The sequence below is a fragment of the Jejuia spongiicola genome, from assembly GCF_023502325.1.
GTDB lineage: Bacteria > Bacteroidota > Bacteroidia > Flavobacteriales > Flavobacteriaceae > Wocania_A > Wocania_A spongiicola.
Map to the genome: position 1 here is coordinate 462,071 of NZ_JAMFLZ010000004.1, position 18,944 is coordinate 481,014.

Below are 18,944 nucleotides of genomic sequence, written 5' to 3' on the forward strand. Positions count from 1 at the left end.
TTATGCTTTTATTTAATCAAAACACTTTTGTATTTAGGTAAATTTTTAAGTGTAATACCAGTTCCTCTAACAACTGCTCTTAATGGATCTTCAGCAATGTAAACAGGAAGATCAGTTTTTTGAGATAAGCGTTTATCTAAACCACGTAACATAGAACCCCCGCCAGCTAAGTAAATACCAGTATTGTATATGTCGGCAGCTAATTCTGGAGGTGTTTGCGATAGTGTTTCCATAACGGCATCTTCAATACGTAAAATAGACTTGTCTAAAGCTTTTGCTATTTCTCTATAAGAGATAGAGACTTGTTTAGGCTTTCCAGTTAACAAATCACGGCCTTGAACACTCATGTCTTCTGGAGGAAGATCTAAATCTTCTGTAGCGGCTCCAATTTGAATTTTTATTTTTTCTGCTGTGCGTTCTCCAACATAAAGGTTGTGCTGTGTACGCATATAGTAAACAATATCGTTTGTAAAAACATCACCTGCAATCTTAACCGATTTATCACAAACAATACCACCTAAAGCAATTACTGCAATTTCGGTAGTACCACCACCTATATCAACCACCATATTACCTTTAGGCTGCATAATGTCTACACCTATACCAATAGCCGCAGCCATAGGCTCGTGTATTAAATATACTTCTTTTCCGTTAACACGTTCTGCACTTTCTTTTACTGCACGCATTTCAACCTCAGTAATTCCAGAGGGTATACAAATAACCATACGTAATGCAGGCGTAAAAAACTTCTTCTTTAATGCAGGTATATTTTTAATAAACATACTTATCATTTGTTCAGAAGCATCAAAATCAGCAATTACCCCATCTTTTAATGGGCGAATGGTTTTAATGTTTTCATGCGTTTTACCTTGCATTAAACTAGCTTGTTGACCAACGGCAATTATTTTCCCAGTAATTCTATCGCGCGCAACTATCGATGGCGCATCAACAACAACTTTGTCGTTATGTATAATAAGTGTATTTGCAGTACCTAAATCTATTGCAATTTCTTCGGTTAGGAAGTCAAAAAAGCCCATGTGCTATTAGTGGTTTTTAAAGGTTGTTAACTAATCTTGTAAATGTAATAAAAGTAAATAAATATATGAGTTTTTAAAGCGCTCAAAATTCAATTTAACAATCCAGACTTACACTTATACGTTTTTCATCGATATTTAGACTATCAATTTATTAATTATGGCGTTTCCTAAAGGTCGGGCTTTCACTACTCGCTTCCTCCTACGTCGGCGAGCTCAAACAATTAGCCTGCGGTGAGCGCAGTCGAACCGTTCAATCCCTAACGCAACAATTTGCTATCGTTCTTGTTTAATGCTTAAAATGGCGAGTACCAGTCATTACCATGGCCACATTATTATCATTACAATAATCAATACTTAATTGATCTTTTATTGAGCCTCCTGGTTGAATAACGGAAGTAATACCAGCATTTTTGGCAATTTCTACACAGTCAGGAAACGGAAAAAAAGCATCACTTGCCATGGCGGCACCACTTAAGTCAAAGTTAAACGATTGTGCTTTGTGTATTGCTTGTTGTAATGCATCAACACGACTAGTTTGCCCAGTTCCACTTGCACATAATTGTTTGCCTTTTACTAAAACAATGGTGTTTGATTTAGTGTGCTTACAAATTTTTGAAGCAAACAGTAAATCTTCAATTTGAGCATCTGTAGGGGCTATGTTGGTTGCTGTTTTTAAATCTTCAGCTTTGTCAGTAATATTGTTTCTATCTTGAACTAAAACACCATTTAAACAACTTCTTACATTGGTTTTAGGCATTTCAATATCATGAATAACTAACAAAATTCTATTCTTCTTCCCTTTTAAAATACTCAAGGCTTCAGGCGAAAAAGAAGGTGCGATAACAACCTCACAGAATAATTTATGAATTTCTTCAGCGGTAGCTAAATCAATTTCTTTGTTGCTTATTAACACTCCTCCAAAAGCAGAAACAGGGTCTCCTGCTAAAGCGTCAACATAGGCTTGGTGTAAAGTGTTACGTTGAGCCAAACCACATGCGTTATTGTGTTTTAATATGGCGAATGTAGGGGCATCATTTTTAAACTCTAACATCAAATTTACAGCAGCGTCAACATCTAAAAGGTTGTTGTAACTTAATTCCTTTCCATGAAGTTTGGTAAATAAATCATCAAAATTCCCAAAGAAAAAACCTCTTTGGTGAGGGTTTTCTCCGTAGCGTAAAACCTTTCCGTTGGTTTCGCTAATTTTTAAAGCTGCTTCATCATGGTTTTTATTAAAGTAGTTAAAAATAGCAGTATCGTAATGCGATGATACATTAAATGCTTTTCCAGCAAAACGTTTTCTATCAGCCTCAGTAAGTATACCATTATTTTTAGAGATTAATTCTAAAAATTCAGCATAATCATCAACCGATGACACACAAATCACATCTGCATAATTTTTTGCTGCAGCACGAATTAATGAAATACCACCTATGTCAATTTTTTCAATAATATCTTGCTCGCTTGCACCTGAAGCTACTGTTTTTTCAAACGGATATAAATCTACAATAACTACATCAATTTGAGGAATTTCGTATTCAGCTAATTCAGCAACATCACCATCATGGTTTTGACGATTTAAAATACCACCAAAAACTTTAGGATGTAATGTTTTTACACGACCACCAAGAATGGAAGGATACGATGTAACATCCTCAACAGGAACAACATTTATTCCTAAATCGTTAATAAACTTTTGAGTGCCTCCGGTAGAATATATGGTTACACCTTGTTCGTTTAGTTTTTTAACAATTGGTGCTAATCCATCTTTACTAAATACAGAAATTAGTGCAGATTTAATTGTTTTTTCGTTGCTCATTTTAGTGTGTTGTGTGTTAAAGCGCAAAAGTAGTTATTTCAGTTAAAAAAAAAGGCTGGATAAGACTAAAAAACGAGGCCTTTTTTCAACTAAATAAAGAAGTTGTTAACAGTTGTGCCAAATTCTAAAATTGAGAGAAAAACCAAATTCTAAAATAGTAGTATTTTTACTTTATGAAAGTTAAGCCTAAGAGAACGTTTGGTTGGTATTTTATTAGAGTTTTAATTCTAACTTCAATTTTTCTTTTTTTCTATTTTAGTTTTGTTAAAGAGCATACATGGAGTCTTAATAAAACTGTAGGTTGGGCTTGGGATATTACAAATATTAATTTTTGGCTTGGGATTGTTTTTACAATAACTTTATTTCTATTTATTGTTGTCTTAATTTCTTTTCTGCTTAAGAAGCTAATTGACGTTTTTGCTAAATAAATAGAACCTACTTAAATAATTGCCGCAACCTTCTCGCAAACAAACTCTAAAAATCGTTCATCTTTCTCTGTAAAAGGATCTGGAGTATTCGAGTCTATATCTATTTGTCCAATATTTTTTCCATTCACAAAAATAGGCACTACAATTTCTGCTTTGACAGTAATACTACAGGCAATATAATTGTCTTGAGCGGCAACATCTGGTACCACAAAATTTTCGTTACTTACAGCTACTTGTCCGCAAATACCTTTTCCAAACGGTATAATAGTATGGTCTGTTGGTTCTCCAACATAAGGGCCTAAATGCAATTCTTTTTTATCGCCATTAGCAAAATAAAAACCCACCCAATTGTAATAATTAATGTTTGTTTCTAACAATTGACAGATAGATAATAAACGTTCTTCAGTAGTTTTTGTAGAATCAGAAATAATGGTTTCTACTTGAGGTTTTAGTAATTCAAAAGGCATAAATTCAAAAGTTTTGGTAAAAGTATTTAAAAAGGTGTAAATTCGATATTTAGTTTCAGATAATTTTAACTTTAAACGTATTTTTTTGCAAGAACTTTTTGTTAAATATAAATTGGTTATAAAGTTTATACTCACATTTTTAATTGTGTATGTAGGCTTTTCAACTTTATATCATTTTTACTTAGAGTTTTCTGAAGGATCTAAATTCTACCCAGATTATTTAACACATTTGGTTGCAAAACAAACAGATGTTTTATTAAACGGTTTTGGGTATGATACACAAATGTTTCCACATCCTGAAGAGGCTTCGATAAAAGTTATTTTAAATGGCAAATATTTGGCTAGAGTTATAGAGGGGTGTAATTCGGTAAGTGTTATTATTTTGTTTATGTCGTTCATTATTGCTTTTTCAGGAAAACTTAAAACTACCTTATTTTTTATTTTATCTGGGAGTGTTTTAATTTATGCCGCAAATTTAATACGAATTGCTTTATTCACTATAGCATTATACCATTATCCAGAAAGACAAGCTGTTTTACACGATATAGTTTTTCCTGCGGTTATTTATGGCTTTGTTTTTTTATTATGGATTTTTTGGGTGAATCGTTTTTCAAACTTAAAAACTGCCCATGAGTAAGTTTACTAAATACGTATTGCTTTTTATACTTTTTGGGCTGTTAATTTTAATACGTTTTTTTGAAAATGAATTATTTTACGACCCTTATTTAGAGTTTTTTAAAAACGATTATTTATATACAGATAGTCCAAAAGTTGAGGTGTTTAAATTGACTATATATACAGTTTTAAGATATGCTATAAATACTGCTATTTCTTTAGCTGTTTTATTTGTATTTTTTAAAGATAAAAGCATTATTAAGTTTTCTGGTTTTATTTACATAATTGCTTTTGTTTTATTGATTTCAGGCTACATGTACTTTGTTTTAAACCCAAAACAAGAGACATATTATCTTTTTTTTAATCTCCGTCGCTTTTTAATTCAACCTATAATTTTAATCTTGTTACTACCAGCATTTTACTATCATAAACTAAAAAAATAACTGTTAATCATTTTATAAAATAGGAGGATTGATTTTAAGTTTTTGTATTTTTGCTATGTGATAAAACTATTTTTTCATAAAACCTTTTCAGTGCTGCTTACACTTTTAGTGTTGTTTTCAACAGTGTCTTTTACTATAGAAAAACACTATTGTGGTGATGTTTTGGTTGATGTTTCTGTTTTTGTTGAAGCAGAGAAATGTGAAATGGAAGCTTTAGAGATATTACAAAAGAAAACATGCTGCAAAGACGAAATTAATGTTATTCAAGGTCAAGATGAGTTAAAATTTTCTTCGTTTGACGATTTAGAATTTGAACAACAGCTGTTTTTAGCGTCATTTATTTATTCTTATGTTAATTTTTTTGAAGGCTTATCCCAGCAAATAGTTCCTCATAAAAACTATTCTCCACCTAATCTGGTTAGAGATATACAAGTGCTTAATGATACTTTCCTAATTTGATTTTATAAATGTTTATTATTTCCGCTTTAGCGAAAATTTAAAATTATTTATTTAATCAAATACAAAATCATGATACATACATATACAGTTACAGGTATGACTTGTAATGGTTGTAAAACTTCGGTTGAAGACAAACTGAATGCTTTAAAACAGGTTGTAAATGCTAAAGTAAGTCTTGAAAAAAGTGAAGTAACTATTGAAATGTCTCAACATATTTTAATAGAATCTTTACAAAAGGCTTTATCTAATAAATACACTATTTCTGAAAAACAAGAAGCAAATGTTTTTGCTTCTTCCATAATAGAAGAGGATAAAAAAAGTGATTTGCAACAGCTTTTTCCTTTATTTTTAATCTTTGCTTTTATAATAGGAGCATCTATTTTATTGAATTATAACCCTTGGAATACCAATGGTTTTATGCTCGATTTTATGGGGTTGTTTTATGTTGTTTTTAGTTTCTTTAAGTTTTTAGATTTAAAAGGATTTCCAGAGTCTTTTAAAATGTACGACCCTTTAGCTAAGGTGATTCCTGCTTATGGTTGGTTATATCCGTTTATTGAGTTGGCGTTGGGTTTACTTTTTTTAATGCGTATACAAATTTCTATAGCATTAATTATCACTTTAATCATTTTGGGTCTTACAACTATTGGGGTTTCAAAAACACTTTTAAGTAAAAAAACTATTCGATGTGCTTGCCTCGGTACGGCTTTAAAATTACCAATGACGAAAGCCACATTTATAGAAAACAGCATTATGATTGTTATGGCTGTTATCATGCTGTTAAAAACCTACAATTAAAAAATGAAACATTTAATATATATAATATTTATATTGCCTTTATTAAGCTTTTCGCAAGACAAGATTAGCGGAATGATTATGGAGGCTAATGAAAAAAATGAGCATATAGGATTAGCTGGTGCTAATGTATATTGGCTCGATACTTCTGTTGGAACAGTAACAGATATTGATGGAAAATTCACAATTCCATATAAAAAAGAATATACTAAACTGGTAATTAGTTATGTTGGTTTTAAAACCGATACAATTACTGTAAATGAACCAAAAATGGTACATTACTGGTTGCAGCCAACAGATAATTTAGATGCTGTAACAGTAACTTCTAGAAAGCAAGCGACTGCCAAATCGTATTTGCAAGCAACAAATACATTTACTGTAAGTAGTGACGAATTGCTAAAAGCGGCTTGTTGTAATTTATCTGAAAGTTTTGAAACCAACCCATCTATCGATGTTAATTTTGCTGATGCAGTTACAGGTACTCAACAAATAAAAATGTTAGGTTTAACAAGTCCGTACATTTTAATTGCTACTGAAAACATACCATCTATTCGTGGTGCATCCCAAGCTTTTGGAATGAGTTTTATACCAGGGACATGGGTAGAAAGTATTCAAATTACTAAAGGAGCTGGAAGCGTAGTTAATGGTTTTGAAAGTATTGCAGGACAAATAAACGCAGAACTTGTAAAGCCAACTACAGATGATAAATTATTTGTAAACGTTTATGCTAATGCTAATGGACGTTTTGAATTAAATACGCATATAAATACGGTAGTAAGCGATAAATGGAGTGCGGGTTTGTATTTACATGGTAATACGCATCAAGTTAATCATGACGTGAATGACGATAATTTTTTAGATATGCCATTATATAATCAGATAAATGTAATGAACCGATGGCAATACATCGATACCGAAAAAGGTTTTGTGAGCTTTATAAATCTAAAAATTTTAGATGATGAAAAGCAGACGGGACAAGTTAATTTTAATCCAAAAACAGACAGAGGAACAACCAATGCTTGGGGAAGCGAAATTAATACCCGCCGGTATGAAGTATCAACAAAATTTGGTTATGTGAATCCAGAAATCCCTTGGCAAAGTATTGGAGTGCAAACAGCGTTTAGTAGCCATAAACAAGATTCGTATTATGGGTTAAATCAATATGATATTAAACACAATAGTTTATATGCTAACGCAATTTATAATTCTATTATTAGCGACTCTAGGCACAAAATTAAAACAGGATTAAGTTATACATATGATCATTACGATGAATTGGTAAATGCACAAACGTTAAGTTCAAATTACGAAAGAACCGAACATTCAATTGGTGCCTTTTTTGAATATAATTTTGATAACCTCGATAAGTTAAATTTAACTGCAGGTGTTCGAGTAGATAATCATAATTTATTAGGCACTTTTGTTACACCTCGAGTTCATGCACGATATACACCATGGGAGAAATCAGCTTTAAGAGCTTCTTTTGGCCGAGGAAAAAGAAGTGCTAATATTTTTGCCGAAAATCAAAGTATATTTTCTACCTCAAGAGCTATAAATATTTTAGACACAAATGGAGATATTTACGGATTAGACCCAGAAATTGCATGGAATTATGGGGTGTCTTTTTTACAAGGATTTAATCTTTTTGGAAGAAAAGCTGATATTACCTTAGATTATTATAAAACTGATTTTAAAAATCAAGTTGTTATAGATTTTGAAAACCCACAAGAAGTAAATTTCTATAATTTGGAGGGTAAAAGTTATGCGAATAGCTTTCAGGTGGAACTGAATTATAATGTATTTGAACATTTCGATTTGCGAATGGCTTATAAATATTACGATGTAAAAACTGATTATAACTCGGGTAAATTATCAAAACCATTAGTGCCAACAAATCGTTTGTTTGCTAATGCATCGTACGAAACGCGTAAGCACGAAAATGGTGCTCAATGGAAATTTGACGCAACTTATAATTGGTTAGGAGAGCAGCGGTTCTCATCAACAGTAGGAAACCCAGTTCAATATCAATTACCTGAAAACACTCCAACACTTGGCACGTTAAATGCTCAAGTAACTAAAGTATTTTCTCCAAAATTTGAAGTATATTTAGGTGGAGAAAATATAACAAATGTAAGGCAGGATAATCCTATTTTAGGAGCAAATGATCCTTTTGGTTCAAATTTTGATACGACCTTTGTATATGGCCCAATTTTTGGAGCAAGTTATTATGCTGGATTACGATTTAAAATAAAATAAAAGTAAATGTCACCTCGAGCGCAGTCGGGAGGCAATAATTAGGTTTCGACTGCGCTCGACCTGACAAAACAAAAGTAAGAATACAATGAAAAAAATAATGATTTTAGCTTTAATGCTAATAGGAACAACAACATTTGCACAAAATAAAAATGCAAAAGCATCTATGGAGGTTGATGGTGTTTGTATGATGTGTAAAAATCGTATAGAAAAGGCTTGTTTAACATCAAAAGGAGTGAAGTCTGCAGTTTGGAATGTTAAAACTCATGAGTTAAAGCTTATCTATGATGAACGCAAGACCGATTTAAAAACCATACAGAAAACAATTGCTGGTGTTGGTCATGATACAAAAGAAATAAAGGCAACAGATGAGGCTTATGCTTCAGTACATCCGTGTTGTAAGTATAGAGATGAAGACGTTAAAGACAGTCATAAAGAAGGTGAAGAGCACAAAAAAGATGATGGTCACAATCACTAAAAATAAAATTTTAATTATCAAATCCCAAGCCTATTAGCTTGGGGTTTTTGTTTTTGGCTGTATTTTATATAACAGAGATTTATGTAAAACATTCGCATTATTTTTTTAATACCAATAATGTTAAAATTGCGATATAAAATGCTGTTCTTTAAGTATGTAATTGTAATTCGCTTTAAGATTTAGTATCTTCACTCATTCAAATCGATTGCTTACTCAATGTAACTTTTATAATAATGTTTCTAATGATAGATTTGATGAAAACAAAACATTTAGAATTATGAAAACTCAATTAAAATTTCCCAAAAAAAGCGCTCTTAGTACGATTGGTTACGTAGCAGTATTAATGATTACTACTCTTATGTTTAATCCTGTTTATGGACAATCTGAAAAAACACCTTCAACTGAAGTTGCACAAAATGAAAGAACCATTAAAGGTATTATTAGTAATGAAGAAGGCCCTTTAGAAACAGCTAGTATTACATTAAAGGGGTCTAAAATAGGAACAGTTTCTAACAGCAAAGGAGAATTTACATTTCCTAAGTCTCTAAAAACAGGTGATGTCTTACTTATAAGTTACTTAGGTTACGACACAATAGAAGTAAAAATTAAAGATGATACCACTTTTATAAAACCAATGTTAACGGAAGATTTAATTGAATTTGTAGGAGCTTTAAATACTGATAAGCCTTATAAATCCAAACGATCTAATTAATCTACATACATAGCGTTGCTTAAACGAAAATAATGCGATATTTATTTCTTTTAATTTTTGCATTCCAATCTCATGCTCAAATATCTGATTTTGATACTATAGATTTTACAAAGGCTGATAGAATTGCTTTGGAATGCAAAAATGAAAGACTTAATAATTTACCTGAATTATCATACAAGCTTACTTCCAAGCTAACAACCGATGTTGAGCGTTTTCGAGCGATTTTTACCTGGGTTTGCGGAAACATAGCCAACGATTATGTTTATTATACAAAAAACATGCGAAAAAGACAGCGTTATAAAAACGATAGTCTTAAGCTTCAAAATTGGAATAGTCAGTTTAGGAAAGCAACACTTAAAAAACTTATAAAAAACAACAAAACTATCTGTACGGGCTATGCTTATCTTATAAAGAAACTTTCGGATTTAGCTAATATTGATTGTGAGATTGTACATGGTTTTGCTAGAACAAGTACTGTAGATGTTGAGAAACTTGATGCTCCAAACCACTCATGGAATGCTGTTAAACTTAATGGGAAATGGTATCTTTGCGACCCTACTTGGGCAAGTGGGATACCAAACCCATCGACCTCTATATTTGAATTTCAGTATAACGACGGGTTCTTTCTATCAAATCCAAAACTCTTTGCTATAAATCATTTTCCTGTTGATAAAAAATGGTTGCTTTTAGATGATTTTGATAAAACTTCATTTAAAGCATTTATTGAAGCGCCTATAATTTATGGTAAGGCTTATGCAAATCTTAATAATCATTTTGAACCCCAAAAAATGCATAACACTATACTTAAAAATGAAAAAGTGACTTTTAAATTTGAACTTCTTAAGCCAGTAGTTGTTAAAGATGTTAAGCTGTTAATTGATAGTGGTTACAACAGTAAAAAGATTAATCCTAACTCTACAACAATTAAAAATCAATTATTAACTGTTGAGTATAAGTTTAAGCACACAGGTTTTTACGATGTGCATTTTTTTATAAAGGGTGATTTAATCTCTACTTATACTTTTAAAGTAAAGAGCTAAAAAAAACGCTTCAAATTAATTGAAGCGTTTTTTGTTTATATTAAATTTTAATGATTTACATCATTCCTGGCATTCCGCCACCGCCACCCATAGGAGGCATTGCAGGAGCATCTTCTTTAATATCAATTAAAGCACACTCGGTTGTTAAAATCATTCCAGCAACAGATGCTGCATTTTCTAATGCAATACGTGTTACCTTTTTAGGATCTATAATGCCAGCTTTTAGCATATCAACATATTGTTCAGATTTAGCATCGTATCCAAAATCTTTTTTACCTTCTAAAACTTTAGAAATAACAACGCTACCTTCTCCACCAGCATTTTCAACAATAGTACGTAAAGGCGATTCAATTGCACGTGCTACAATTTGAATACCTGTAACTTCATCAAGGTTTTCAGTAGTGATTTTTTCTAAAACAGCTTTGGCTCTAACAAAAGCTACACCACCACCAGCAACAATTCCTTCTTCTACTGCAGCTCTAGTTGCATGTAAAGCATCATCAACACGGTCTTTCTTTTCTTTCATTTCAACCTCACTTGCGGCACCAACATAAAGTACAGCAACACCACCAGCTAATTTAGCTAGACGCTCTTGTAGTTTTTCTTTGTCGTAATCTGAAGTAGTAGTTTCAATTTGAGACTTAATTTGATTAACACGAGCTTTAATATCTTTTGCGTTTCCAGCACCATTAACAATAGTTGTATTGTCTTTATCAACAGTTACAGTTTCAGCTGTACCTAACATACTTAAATCTGCATTTTCAAGAGTAAAACCTCTTTCTTCAGAAATAACTGTTCCACCTGTTAATATGGCTATATCCTCTAACATAGCTTTACGTCTGTCACCAAAACCAGGAGCTTTAACAGCAGCAATTTTTAACCCACCACGTAATTTGTTTACAACTAAAGTTGCTAAGGCTTGACCATCAACATCTTCTGCTATAATTAATAATGGGCGACCAGATTGTGCAACAGGCTCTAGTATTGGAAGAATTTCTTGTAAGTTAGAAATCTTTTTGTCAAATAGTAAAATGTATGGATTTTCTAAATCTGCAATCATTTTGTCAGCATCAGTTACAAAGTAAGGTGATAAGTACCCTCTATCGAATTGCATACCTTCAACAACATCAACATAGGTTTCCATACCTTTAGCTTCTTCAACAGTTATAACACCCTCTTTCCCAACTTTGCCAAAAGCTTGAGCGATTAACTCTCCAATAGTGTCATCATTATTTGCTGAAATTGCAGCAACTTGTTTTATTTTTTCAGAAGAATTACCAACCTTTTTAGCTTGCTTTTCTAAATCTGAAGTAATTGCTGTGACAGCTTTATCGATACCTCGTTTTAAATCCATTGGATTTGCACCAGAAGCTACATTTTTTAAGCCTTCCTTAACAATGGCCTGAGCTAGAACAGTTGCAGTTGTTGTACCGTCTCCTGCCAAATCGTTGGTTTTTGATGCAACTTCTTTTACCATTTGTGCACCCATGTTTTCGTGTGCATTATCTAACTCAATTTCCTTAGCAACAGATACACCATCTTTAGTTACTTGAGGTGCACCAAAACTTTTACTAATTATTACGTTTCTACCTTTTGGTCCTAATGTTACTTTTACTGCATTTGCTAATGCGTCAACACCACGCTTTAAACCGTCACGTGCTTCAATATCAAATTTTATATCTTTTGCCATTTTTTATATTTTTTAATAGTAATTAAACAATTGCAAGAATATCACTCTCACGCATAATTAAATAATCTTTACCTTCTAGTTTAAGCTCTGTTCCTGCATATTTGCCATACAAAACAGTGTCGCCAACTTTTACAGTAATAGGTTCGTCTTTTGTGCCTTTTCCAGCAGCAACAACTTTGCCTTTTTGCGGTTTTTCTTTAGCGTTATCTGGGATAATAATCCCTGATGCTGTTTTTGTTTCAGCGGCAGCAGGTTCTATAACAACTCTGTCTGCTAATGGTTTGATGTTTAAGCCCATTTGTGATTTTATTTTTTTAATTAATTAAATTATGTTTAACGCTTTAGCGTTATACTAAAAATGTGCCAATGCTTTTAAACTGACAAACTTGCAGAAACAAAAAATGCCAACTGGTTGAGTTGGCATTTTTTTTGTTTCATTATAATGATCTATTATTCTTCTGTTGAATCTTCAGGAGTAGCCGTATCATTTGTTGTAGGTAACGGTGTTGCTGCTGGTAACGGTTGAGTTGTTGTTGCATCAGAATCTAATGCTTTAGAATCTATACTCTCTGTCCCTTTGTTAATTGCAATATTAGATAATAATATTAGTACTAATAACAATGTTGCTAAAGCCCATGTACTTTTATCCAAAAAATCGGTTGTCTTTTTTACACCACCTAGTTGTTGTGTGCCTCCGCCACCAAAAGAAGAAGATAACCCTCCACCTTTTGGGTTTTGCACCATAATTACTACAACTAGTAAAAATGCTACAACTACTATTAATGCTAAAAATATTGTAAACGTACTCATTATTCTTTATTATTTTGTTCTTGTAATTGTTCTACTGCCTTAATTTGGTTTGCAAAGAAACTACTTTTTTCTGGATATTTCAAACTTAAAATTTTATAAGATTGAATTGCCTTTTTATAGTTTTTTTGCTCTACATATATACGCGCTAAAGTCTCAGTCATTAAAGCTTCAGGTTGTATCATTTGTGCTTTAGCGAGATTTCCTTTTGTTGTTGTTGCTTTTGATGGATTTATTTTTGGGTTTTGAGAAATAAACTTATCTATCAATTCAAATTTTTTGGCTTTTTCGGTTTTTTCTAAAACCACTTTTTCTTCTTTTTCAGAATTTACTTCTTCTCTTTTAATAGGTTTAAAACGTGTAAGCTTTAACCATTCGTTAAACGAATGTGTTTCTCTTTTATCAAATTGAAGAGGTTTTCCTAAATTTAAAATATCGCTAGCTGAAACTTCTTGTGTTTTGGTTTTTGTAGTAACATTTTCGATAAGCTCTGATTCGTCTAGTACAAACGCTTTTTTAGGACGTTCTTCTTTAGGTTGAAATAAAGCAGGATCTAAAACACCTTTAGTATCTTTTATTTGTTGTTTTAATGCCTCATCAATAGAAACACTTTTGTTTATAGAAATATCTTCAACAGTTACATCAATATCTCTTAAGTGTGCTGTATTCTGTTTAATAAATTGTGAAATCTCATTTTGAATAAATGTATCCGATGTTATAAAATCGAATAAAATACTTCTATCTGTTGTATATGCTGCTGTGGTTTTAAGTTCTTGATTATATTTAAAACTACTTTGGTCTTTTAAGCCTTTAAGATATAATGCACGAGCCGATTGAAAATACGGAAATTCATCAATAATAGATTTTACAGCCTCGGTTTGCTCATGTGTTATAGCTTGAGGGTTTTGTAATGTGTATGTAAAATCTGTGCTATTCACTGACTACCATTTTGCTAAAGTAGCATTAATAATATCTTGTGTTAAGCGTTCGAAAATTTCTTCGTGCGCCGTTGTTTTTTGTCCGCCAACAAGCTGAGAACTACCTGGGTAATCGTAAAAGAATGAGAAGCTTTTTTCTTCATCGTCTTCTTCGTTATTGGTGTTGTAAAAACGAATTTTAACACCTATAGTAAGTCTGTTTTGTGCTGCTCTGTTATCTGATGTCGCCGTGGTTGGAGAAACTCTATATGTTGTAATTTCTCCTTCATAAATCAAATCTGCGTTTGATGTAACTAAGCTGTAATTGGTTTGGTCTAAGATTAAATCTTGAAGGGCATTTTGAAAATCTCGCTCTAGCCCAGGTTCAACTAAAAGCGCATTATTTTCAAAACGGTTTACTTGAAACGTTTCAGCTTTTATTGAGCTAGGTTGGGTAAACCCATATACACCACAAGATTGAAATGTTACAATTGCTAATAATAAAAAGATGTATTTTATATATTTCATTTTCAAATGAATTCTTAATTAAGGAATGACAATTTATTTATTTTTAACGAATTGTTATAAATCATATTGTTTAATCTTCCTATATAAAGTTCGTTCGCTTATTCCTAATTCTGCTGCTGCTAATTTACGTTTTCCTTGGTGACGCTCAAGCGATTTTTTTATTAATTCTAACTCTTTGTCATGTAAAGATAATGTTTCCTCTTCTTCAATTTCTTCGGCAAAGTGATATTTATCTTGTGCACTAGAGATGTCTTCGTGAGGATTTGAATGTTCAGGAATTGATATAACTTCTGTTTCTGTTAAAGTGTCTTGGTAGTTTGTTTCTGTTTCATCGCTATTACCATAAATTTTTTGAATTAAACCTTCGTGGTCTTTTTCAACATCTTTAACGTTTCCGTTTTTCATAAGTTCCATGGTAAGCTTCTTTAAATCATTTAAATCGCTTTTCATATCAAAAAGAACTTTATACAATATTTCACGCTCACTACTAAAATCACTTTCGGTTTTCGCTGTTTTTATAACGGCTGGCAAATTACTACCTGATGTTGGTAAATAACCTCTTAGCGTATCAGCAGAAATAGTTCTGTTCTGTTCTAAAACCGAGACCTGTTCGGCTATGTTTCGTAACTGACGGATATTTCCGCTCCAGCGATGTTTTAATAAAACTTGTATGGCATTATCTGTTAATTTTACCGTTGGCATTTTATATTTTAAGGCAAAATCGCTAGCAAATTTCCTGAATAATAAATGAATATCGCCTTGACGCTCGCGTAATGGTGGCAAATGAATATCAACGGTACTTAATCTATAGTATAAATCTTCCCGAAACTTCTCTTTATTAATAGCCTCAAACATATTTGCATTTGTAGCAGCCACTATGCGTACATCGGTTTTTTGAACCTTACTTGAGCCTACTTTCAGAAATTCACCATTTTCTAAAACACGTAACAAGCGTACCTGTGTTGTTAATGGTAATTCGCCTACTTCATCTAAAAAAATAGTACCGCCATCTGCTACTTCAAAATAACCAGAACGAGTTTGTGTTGCTCCAGTAAAAGCGCCTTTTTCGTGACCAAAAAGCTCACTATCAATAGTGCCTTCTGGGATGGCGCCACAGTTTACGGCAATATATTTATTGTGCTTTCTATGTGATAGTTGATGTATTATTTTAGGAATACTTTCTTTACCAACTCCGCTTTCTCCAGTAACTAATACCGAAATATCTGTTGGTGCCACTTGAATCGCTTTTTCAATAGCGCGATTTAGTGCAGTTGTATTACCAATAATACCAAAACGTTGTTTTATAGCTTGAACTGATTCCATTTAATTTTTTAACTTTTTAATTCTCGATATATTCAGAAATACCACTTTCATTTTTGTTTCCTAACCATTCCCAATTAAGTTTTAACATCATTTTGTTATTTGTTGTTAAACTTATTTTTGCGATTGCTTTTCCAGCTTTTAGCTCATTTTCTGTTGTTATACATTGGTATAACATATCGAGTGTATTATTATTTAAGGTAGCAATTATTTTTCCGTATTTAATAGATCCTCCAAAATAATCAGCGGTTACTATATTGCCTTCTTGTTTATAATTAAAAATGGTCTCAGAATTTACTTTGCCGTTTTTAGAATTTTCAATTAGAGAAAATGTTTTATTGTTTAAGTTGAATTCTGACATTGTTTTTAATTATTCTCGCTTAACCCAATAGGCTCTCCAATAAGGGTTGCACTTGTGCAATTTGTAACTTTTACATTTACAAAATCACCAATTTTATAATCTTCTTTTGGAAATACACATACAATATTTTGAGGTGTTCGACCAGACCATTGTATATTAGATTTTTTTGATTCCTTTTCAATCAATACTTCCACAGTTGTATTGAGCCATTCTTTGGTTTTAATTTCGCTATGTTCTCTTTGTAAATCTACAATGTCTTGCAAACGCCTTTTTTTAACAGGCTCAGGAACATCATCTTCCATATTTCTACCAGCCATAGTTCCAGGGCGTTCAGAATAGGTAAACATATACCCAAAGTTGTATTTCACATAGTTCATCAACGAAATGGTGTCTTTATGATCGTTTTCAGTTTCCGTTGGAAAGCCAACAATCATATCTTGACTAATGGCGCAATTTGGAATGATTTGACGAATATTATCAATCAACTCCATATATTCTTCACGAGTATGCAAACGATTCATAGCTTTTAAGATACGATTGCTACCACTTTGAACTGGTAAATGGATATGATTACAAATATTATTGTATTTCGCCATAGTTTCAACAACATCTATAGTTAAATCTTGTGGGTTTGATGTCGAAAAACGAATGCGCATTTTAGGTTGATCCTTGGCACATAGTTCTAATAAGTTTGAAAAACCAACCGAAGTTGCTTTTTGCATATCACTAGCTTTAGCAAAATCCTTTTTTAAACCACCTCCATACCAAAGATAACTGTCTACGTTTTGCCCGAGAAGTGTAATTTCTTTATAACCTTTGTTCCATAAATCATTAACTTCCTCAATAATACTTTGTGGGTTGCGGCTTCGCTCACGCCCTCGAGTAAAAGGGACCACGCAAAATGTGCACATATTGTCACATCCACGAGTAATTGATACAAAAGCGGTAACACCATTACTATTTAAGCGCACAGGAGAAATATCGCCATAAGTTTCTTCTTTGGATAAAATAACATTTATAGCATCTCTACCTTCATCAACTTCAGCTAATAGGTTTGGTAAATCTTTATAAGCATCAGGACCCACAACTAGGTCAACAATTTTTTCTTCTTCAAGAAACTTAGTTTTTAAACGTTCTGCCATGCAACCTAAAACGCCTACTTTCATTTTAGGGTTATGGTCACGCTTTACAGCATTGTATTTTTCTAAACGTTTACGAACGGTTTGTTCTGCTTTATCACGAATAGAGCAAGTGTTTACTAAAACCAAATCGGCTTCTTCTAAGTGCTGTGTTGTGTTAAAACCTTCGTTAGTTAAAATAGAGGCAACAATTTCGCTATCGCTAAAATTCATAGCGCACCCATAGCTTTCAATAAAAAGCTTACGTGTATTTTCTTTTTTTTTCTCTAAAACTAAGGCTTCACCTTGTTTGCTTTCGTCTATAATTTTCTCCATAAGTATACTGAAACCAATAGCAGTCAATAAGTGTGCAAAGATACAATTTATTTAGATTTTATGACAAAGTGGCAGGTTAATTATTTTATAATTTACGCAACCAAAACATGTTTTTAGTATCTAAAAAATAAAAGCCAAAAAAATAAAAATACTATGTCTTCAATCAAAAAAACGTTTTTCCTTCTTTCTATTTCGTTGTGTTTTTTAAATATGATTTGTGAATCTGAAAATGATATCATTGTGGATTCGAATAACTTATTAATAGGTAGTTGGGTTGAACCTAACTATGCTAATGAGCAAACTGTTTTTAAAAGAGCTTCTTCTTTGCCAAATGATGCCTATGGTATTGAGTTTAAAACAAATGGTGACTTTATTGAGCGATCTTCAGGTTGGTGTGGTACGCCTCCATTAGTTTTTTCTGATTATGAAGGTAAATGGGGGTTAAAGAATACTTTGGTTACAATTACTCAGCAATATTACCCTACTAATTACTCTTGGCGTATTGTATCGGTTACTGAAACGGAATTGATTGTAAAAAGAGAGTTGACTGAGCAAGAAAAAGATCATAGAGCATTGATGGACTTGTATGATGAAATATATAATTTAAGTATTAGCGTTTCTTGTGATAATGCAAACGATTGGACTTTTATTGCTTTTGGAGCAAAAGCTTGTGGTGGACCTCAAGGTTATATTGCCTATTCCTCTCAGATTGATACAGATAATTTTCTAAAAAAGGTAAATGTTTATACTCAGGAAGAAAAAGAATATAATATTAAATGGGAAATTAATTCTACTTGCGATCTTCCTAAACAACCCAAGAATGTTGAGTGTATAAGCGGTTTTCCTGTGTTAAAATATTAATCAAAATTATATTAAAGTTATGATTAAAAAAATGCTTTTCGCTATTGCTGTAATGTTTTGTTTCATGAATATATTATGTGAAAATGAGAATGATAATATTGTCGATATGAACTGTGATTTTGTAGCTGTAATAGATAAAACGAAATATGACAATTTAGAAACTGCAAGTTTTGAATTTATAAGCGCAAAAATAGTAGATGGTTGTTTGGCAATTAAAATTGGAGCTTCTGGTTGCAGTGGAGATACTTGGAATTTTGATTTAGTAGACTCTGGGGCTGTGGCCGAATCTTCACCAGAACAACGTTTTTTGAAGTTTCAATTAATAAATGATGAAACTTGCTTGGCTTATTTTGAACGTACTGTTTTAGTTGGTTTAACTCCATTGCAAATTAATGGTAGCAATGAAATTATCCTAAACCTTGAAGATTTAGAAACTCCATTGAATTATAAATATTAAATA

At 32.2% G+C, this 18,944-nt stretch carries 21 protein-coding genes; 10 read left to right on the top strand and 11 right to left on the bottom strand.

Annotated elements, in window-relative coordinates; genetic code table 11:
• Positions 1–8: 8 nt before the first annotated feature.
• The 3 genes from M3P09_RS11825 to M3P09_RS11835 form a co-directional block, all read right to left on the bottom strand.
• The gene (locus tag M3P09_RS11825; protein ID WP_099563814.1) at positions 9–1,037 is read right to left on the bottom strand and encodes a rod shape-determining protein; all 1,029 of its coding nucleotides are present in this window, start codon (positions 1,035–1,037) and stop codon (positions 9–11) included.
• Positions 1,038–1,323: 286 nt separating this feature from the next.
• On the bottom strand, positions 1,324–2,856 hold the full coding sequence (gene purH / locus M3P09_RS11830; protein ID WP_249973268.1) for a bifunctional phosphoribosylaminoimidazolecarboxamide formyltransferase/IMP cyclohydrolase: 1,533 nt from the start codon (positions 2,854–2,856) through the stop codon (positions 1,324–1,326).
• 439 nt (positions 2,857–3,295) lie between these two features.
• Positions 3,296–3,751 carry a GAF domain-containing protein gene (locus M3P09_RS11835; RefSeq protein WP_099563811.1) on the bottom strand — a complete coding sequence of 152 codons (456 nt, stop codon included), beginning with the start codon at positions 3,749–3,751 and terminating at the stop codon, positions 3,296–3,298.
• An 85-nt stretch (positions 3,752–3,836) separates the two neighbouring features.
• Between M3P09_RS11835 and xrtF the strand changes: the two genes are divergently transcribed.
• From xrtF to M3P09_RS11875, 8 genes are all read left to right on the top strand, one after another.
• Positions 3,837–4,388 (top strand): exosortase family protein XrtF, encoded by a 552-nt coding sequence (xrtF, locus tag M3P09_RS11840; RefSeq protein WP_249973269.1) that lies wholly within the window; start codon positions 3,837–3,839, stop codon positions 4,386–4,388.
• The gene (locus M3P09_RS11845; protein WP_249973270.1) at positions 4,381–4,809 is read left to right on the top strand and encodes an exosortase F system-associated membrane protein; all 429 of its coding nucleotides are present in this window, start codon (positions 4,381–4,383) and stop codon (positions 4,807–4,809) included. Before xrtF ends, M3P09_RS11845 begins: the two co-directional genes overlap by 8 nt.
• Before the next feature lie 57 nt (positions 4,810–4,866).
• Positions 4,867–5,268, top strand: a complete 402-nt coding sequence (locus tag M3P09_RS11850; protein ID WP_430886768.1) for an HYC_CC_PP family protein — start codon at positions 4,867–4,869, stop codon at positions 5,266–5,268.
• A 69-nt stretch (positions 5,269–5,337) separates the two neighbouring features.
• Positions 5,338–6,066, top strand: coding sequence for a heavy-metal-associated domain-containing protein (locus M3P09_RS11855; protein ID WP_249973273.1), 729 nt, complete (start codon positions 5,338–5,340; stop codon positions 6,064–6,066).
• A 3-nt stretch (positions 6,067–6,069) separates the two neighbouring features.
• Entirely contained in the window at positions 6,070–8,319 is a 2,250-nt protein-coding gene (locus M3P09_RS11860) for a TonB-dependent receptor (protein WP_249973274.1), read from the top strand.
• Between the two features lie 85 nt (positions 8,320–8,404).
• Positions 8,405–8,794: a heavy-metal-associated domain-containing protein gene (locus M3P09_RS11865; RefSeq protein WP_099563806.1), complete on the top strand. Its 390-nt coding sequence runs from the start codon at positions 8,405–8,407 to the stop codon at positions 8,792–8,794.
• A gap of 277 nt (positions 8,795–9,071) precedes the next feature.
• Positions 9,072–9,506 (top strand): carboxypeptidase-like regulatory domain-containing protein, encoded by a 435-nt coding sequence (locus M3P09_RS11870; protein ID WP_249973275.1) that lies wholly within the window; start codon positions 9,072–9,074, stop codon positions 9,504–9,506.
• Between the two features lie 32 nt (positions 9,507–9,538).
• Complete coding sequence (locus M3P09_RS11875) at positions 9,539–10,546, top strand: transglutaminase domain-containing protein (RefSeq protein WP_249973277.1); 1,008 nt, start codon at positions 9,539–9,541, stop codon at positions 10,544–10,546.
• Between the two features lie 55 nt (positions 10,547–10,601).
• On the opposite strand, the gene groL is transcribed toward M3P09_RS11875, so the two are convergent.
• The 8 genes from groL to miaB all read right to left on the bottom strand — a co-directional run bounded on the left by groL (position 10,602) and on the right by miaB (position 17,623).
• Positions 10,602–12,236, bottom strand: a complete 1,635-nt coding sequence (groL, locus tag M3P09_RS11880) for a chaperonin GroEL (protein ID WP_099563803.1) — start codon at positions 12,234–12,236, stop codon at positions 10,602–10,604.
• 22 nt (positions 12,237–12,258) lie between these two features.
• Positions 12,259–12,534, bottom strand: a complete 276-nt coding sequence (locus M3P09_RS11885; RefSeq protein ID WP_034043504.1) for a co-chaperone GroES — start codon at positions 12,532–12,534, stop codon at positions 12,259–12,261.
• 152 nt (positions 12,535–12,686) lie between these two features.
• On the bottom strand, positions 12,687–13,046 hold the full coding sequence (gene secG, locus M3P09_RS11890; RefSeq protein ID WP_099563802.1) for a preprotein translocase subunit SecG: 360 nt from the start codon (positions 13,044–13,046) through the stop codon (positions 12,687–12,689).
• Positions 13,046–13,981 carry a hypothetical protein gene (locus M3P09_RS11895; protein ID WP_249973278.1) on the bottom strand — a complete coding sequence of 312 codons (936 nt, stop codon included), beginning with the start codon at positions 13,979–13,981 and terminating at the stop codon, positions 13,046–13,048. Before M3P09_RS11895 ends, secG begins: the two co-directional genes overlap by 1 nt.
• Positions 13,982–13,984: 3 nt before the next feature.
• Positions 13,985–14,488: an LptE family protein gene (locus M3P09_RS11900; protein WP_099563800.1), complete on the bottom strand. Its 504-nt coding sequence runs from the start codon at positions 14,486–14,488 to the stop codon at positions 13,985–13,987.
• Positions 14,489–14,542: 54 nt separating this feature from the next.
• Positions 14,543–15,811, bottom strand: a complete 1,269-nt coding sequence (locus M3P09_RS11905) for a sigma-54 interaction domain-containing protein (RefSeq protein WP_249973279.1) — start codon at positions 15,809–15,811, stop codon at positions 14,543–14,545.
• A gap of 16 nt (positions 15,812–15,827) precedes the next feature.
• The gene (locus M3P09_RS11910; protein ID WP_249973281.1) at positions 15,828–16,169 is read right to left on the bottom strand and encodes an avidin-fold protein; all 342 of its coding nucleotides are present in this window, start codon (positions 16,167–16,169) and stop codon (positions 15,828–15,830) included.
• Between the two features lie 5 nt (positions 16,170–16,174).
• Positions 16,175–17,623 carry a tRNA (N6-isopentenyl adenosine(37)-C2)-methylthiotransferase MiaB gene (miaB, locus tag M3P09_RS11915; RefSeq protein ID WP_249973282.1) on the bottom strand — a complete coding sequence of 483 codons (1,449 nt, stop codon included), beginning with the start codon at positions 17,621–17,623 and terminating at the stop codon, positions 16,175–16,177.
• A 153-nt stretch (positions 17,624–17,776) separates the two neighbouring features.
• Here miaB and M3P09_RS11920 point away from each other — a divergent pair, with 153 nt between their 5' ends.
• Both M3P09_RS11920 and M3P09_RS11925 read left to right on the top strand, forming a co-directional pair.
• The gene (locus M3P09_RS11920; RefSeq protein ID WP_249973283.1) at positions 17,777–18,484 is read left to right on the top strand and encodes a hypothetical protein; all 708 of its coding nucleotides are present in this window, start codon (positions 17,777–17,779) and stop codon (positions 18,482–18,484) included.
• A 64-nt stretch (positions 18,485–18,548) separates the two neighbouring features.
• Positions 18,549–18,941 carry a hypothetical protein gene (locus tag M3P09_RS11925; protein ID WP_249973284.1) on the top strand — a complete coding sequence of 131 codons (393 nt, stop codon included), beginning with the start codon at positions 18,549–18,551 and terminating at the stop codon, positions 18,939–18,941.
• The last annotated feature ends 3 nt before the right edge of the window (positions 18,942–18,944 follow it).

Excerpts from the sequence above, each read along its gene's own strand:
- M3P09_RS11875 (WP_249973277.1), top strand. The coding sequence starts at position 9,539 with ATGCGATATTTATTTCTTTTAATTTTTGCATTCCAATCTCATGCTCAA.
- M3P09_RS11885 (WP_034043504.1), bottom strand. The coding sequence starts at position 12,534 with ATGGGCTTAAACATCAAACCATTAGCAGACAGAGTTGTTATAGAACCT.
- M3P09_RS11855 (WP_249973273.1), top strand. The coding sequence starts at position 5,338 with ATGATACATACATATACAGTTACAGGTATGACTTGTAATGGTTGTAAA.
- M3P09_RS11870 (WP_249973275.1), top strand. The coding sequence starts at position 9,072 with ATGAAAACTCAATTAAAATTTCCCAAAAAAAGCGCTCTTAGTACGATT.
- M3P09_RS11845 (WP_249973270.1), top strand. The coding sequence starts at position 4,381 with ATGAGTAAGTTTACTAAATACGTATTGCTTTTTATACTTTTTGGGCTG.
- M3P09_RS11925 (WP_249973284.1), top strand. The coding sequence starts at position 18,549 with ATGAATATATTATGTGAAAATGAGAATGATAATATTGTCGATATGAAC.
- M3P09_RS11860 (WP_249973274.1), top strand. The coding sequence starts at position 6,070 with ATGAAACATTTAATATATATAATATTTATATTGCCTTTATTAAGCTTT.
- miaB (WP_249973282.1), bottom strand. The coding sequence starts at position 17,623 with ATGGAGAAAATTATAGACGAAAGCAAACAAGGTGAAGCCTTAGTTTTA.
- M3P09_RS11905 (WP_249973279.1), bottom strand. The coding sequence starts at position 15,811 with ATGGAATCAGTTCAAGCTATAAAACAACGTTTTGGTATTATTGGTAAT.
- M3P09_RS11920 (WP_249973283.1), top strand. The coding sequence starts at position 17,777 with ATGTCTTCAATCAAAAAAACGTTTTTCCTTCTTTCTATTTCGTTGTGT.
- M3P09_RS11825 (WP_099563814.1), bottom strand. The coding sequence starts at position 1,037 with ATGGGCTTTTTTGACTTCCTAACCGAAGAAATTGCAATAGATTTAGGT.
- purH (WP_249973268.1), bottom strand. The coding sequence starts at position 2,856 with ATGAGCAACGAAAAAACAATTAAATCTGCACTAATTTCTGTATTTAGT.
- groL (WP_099563803.1), bottom strand. The coding sequence starts at position 12,236 with ATGGCAAAAGATATAAAATTTGATATTGAAGCACGTGACGGTTTAAAG.
- M3P09_RS11865 (WP_099563806.1), top strand. The coding sequence starts at position 8,405 with ATGAAAAAAATAATGATTTTAGCTTTAATGCTAATAGGAACAACAACA.
- M3P09_RS11835 (WP_099563811.1), bottom strand. The coding sequence starts at position 3,751 with ATGCCTTTTGAATTACTAAAACCTCAAGTAGAAACCATTATTTCTGAT.
- M3P09_RS11900 (WP_099563800.1), bottom strand. The coding sequence starts at position 14,488 with ATGAAATATATAAAATACATCTTTTTATTATTAGCAATTGTAACATTT.
- secG (WP_099563802.1), bottom strand. The coding sequence starts at position 13,046 with ATGAGTACGTTTACAATATTTTTAGCATTAATAGTAGTTGTAGCATTT.
- M3P09_RS11910 (WP_249973281.1), bottom strand. The coding sequence starts at position 16,169 with ATGTCAGAATTCAACTTAAACAATAAAACATTTTCTCTAATTGAAAAT.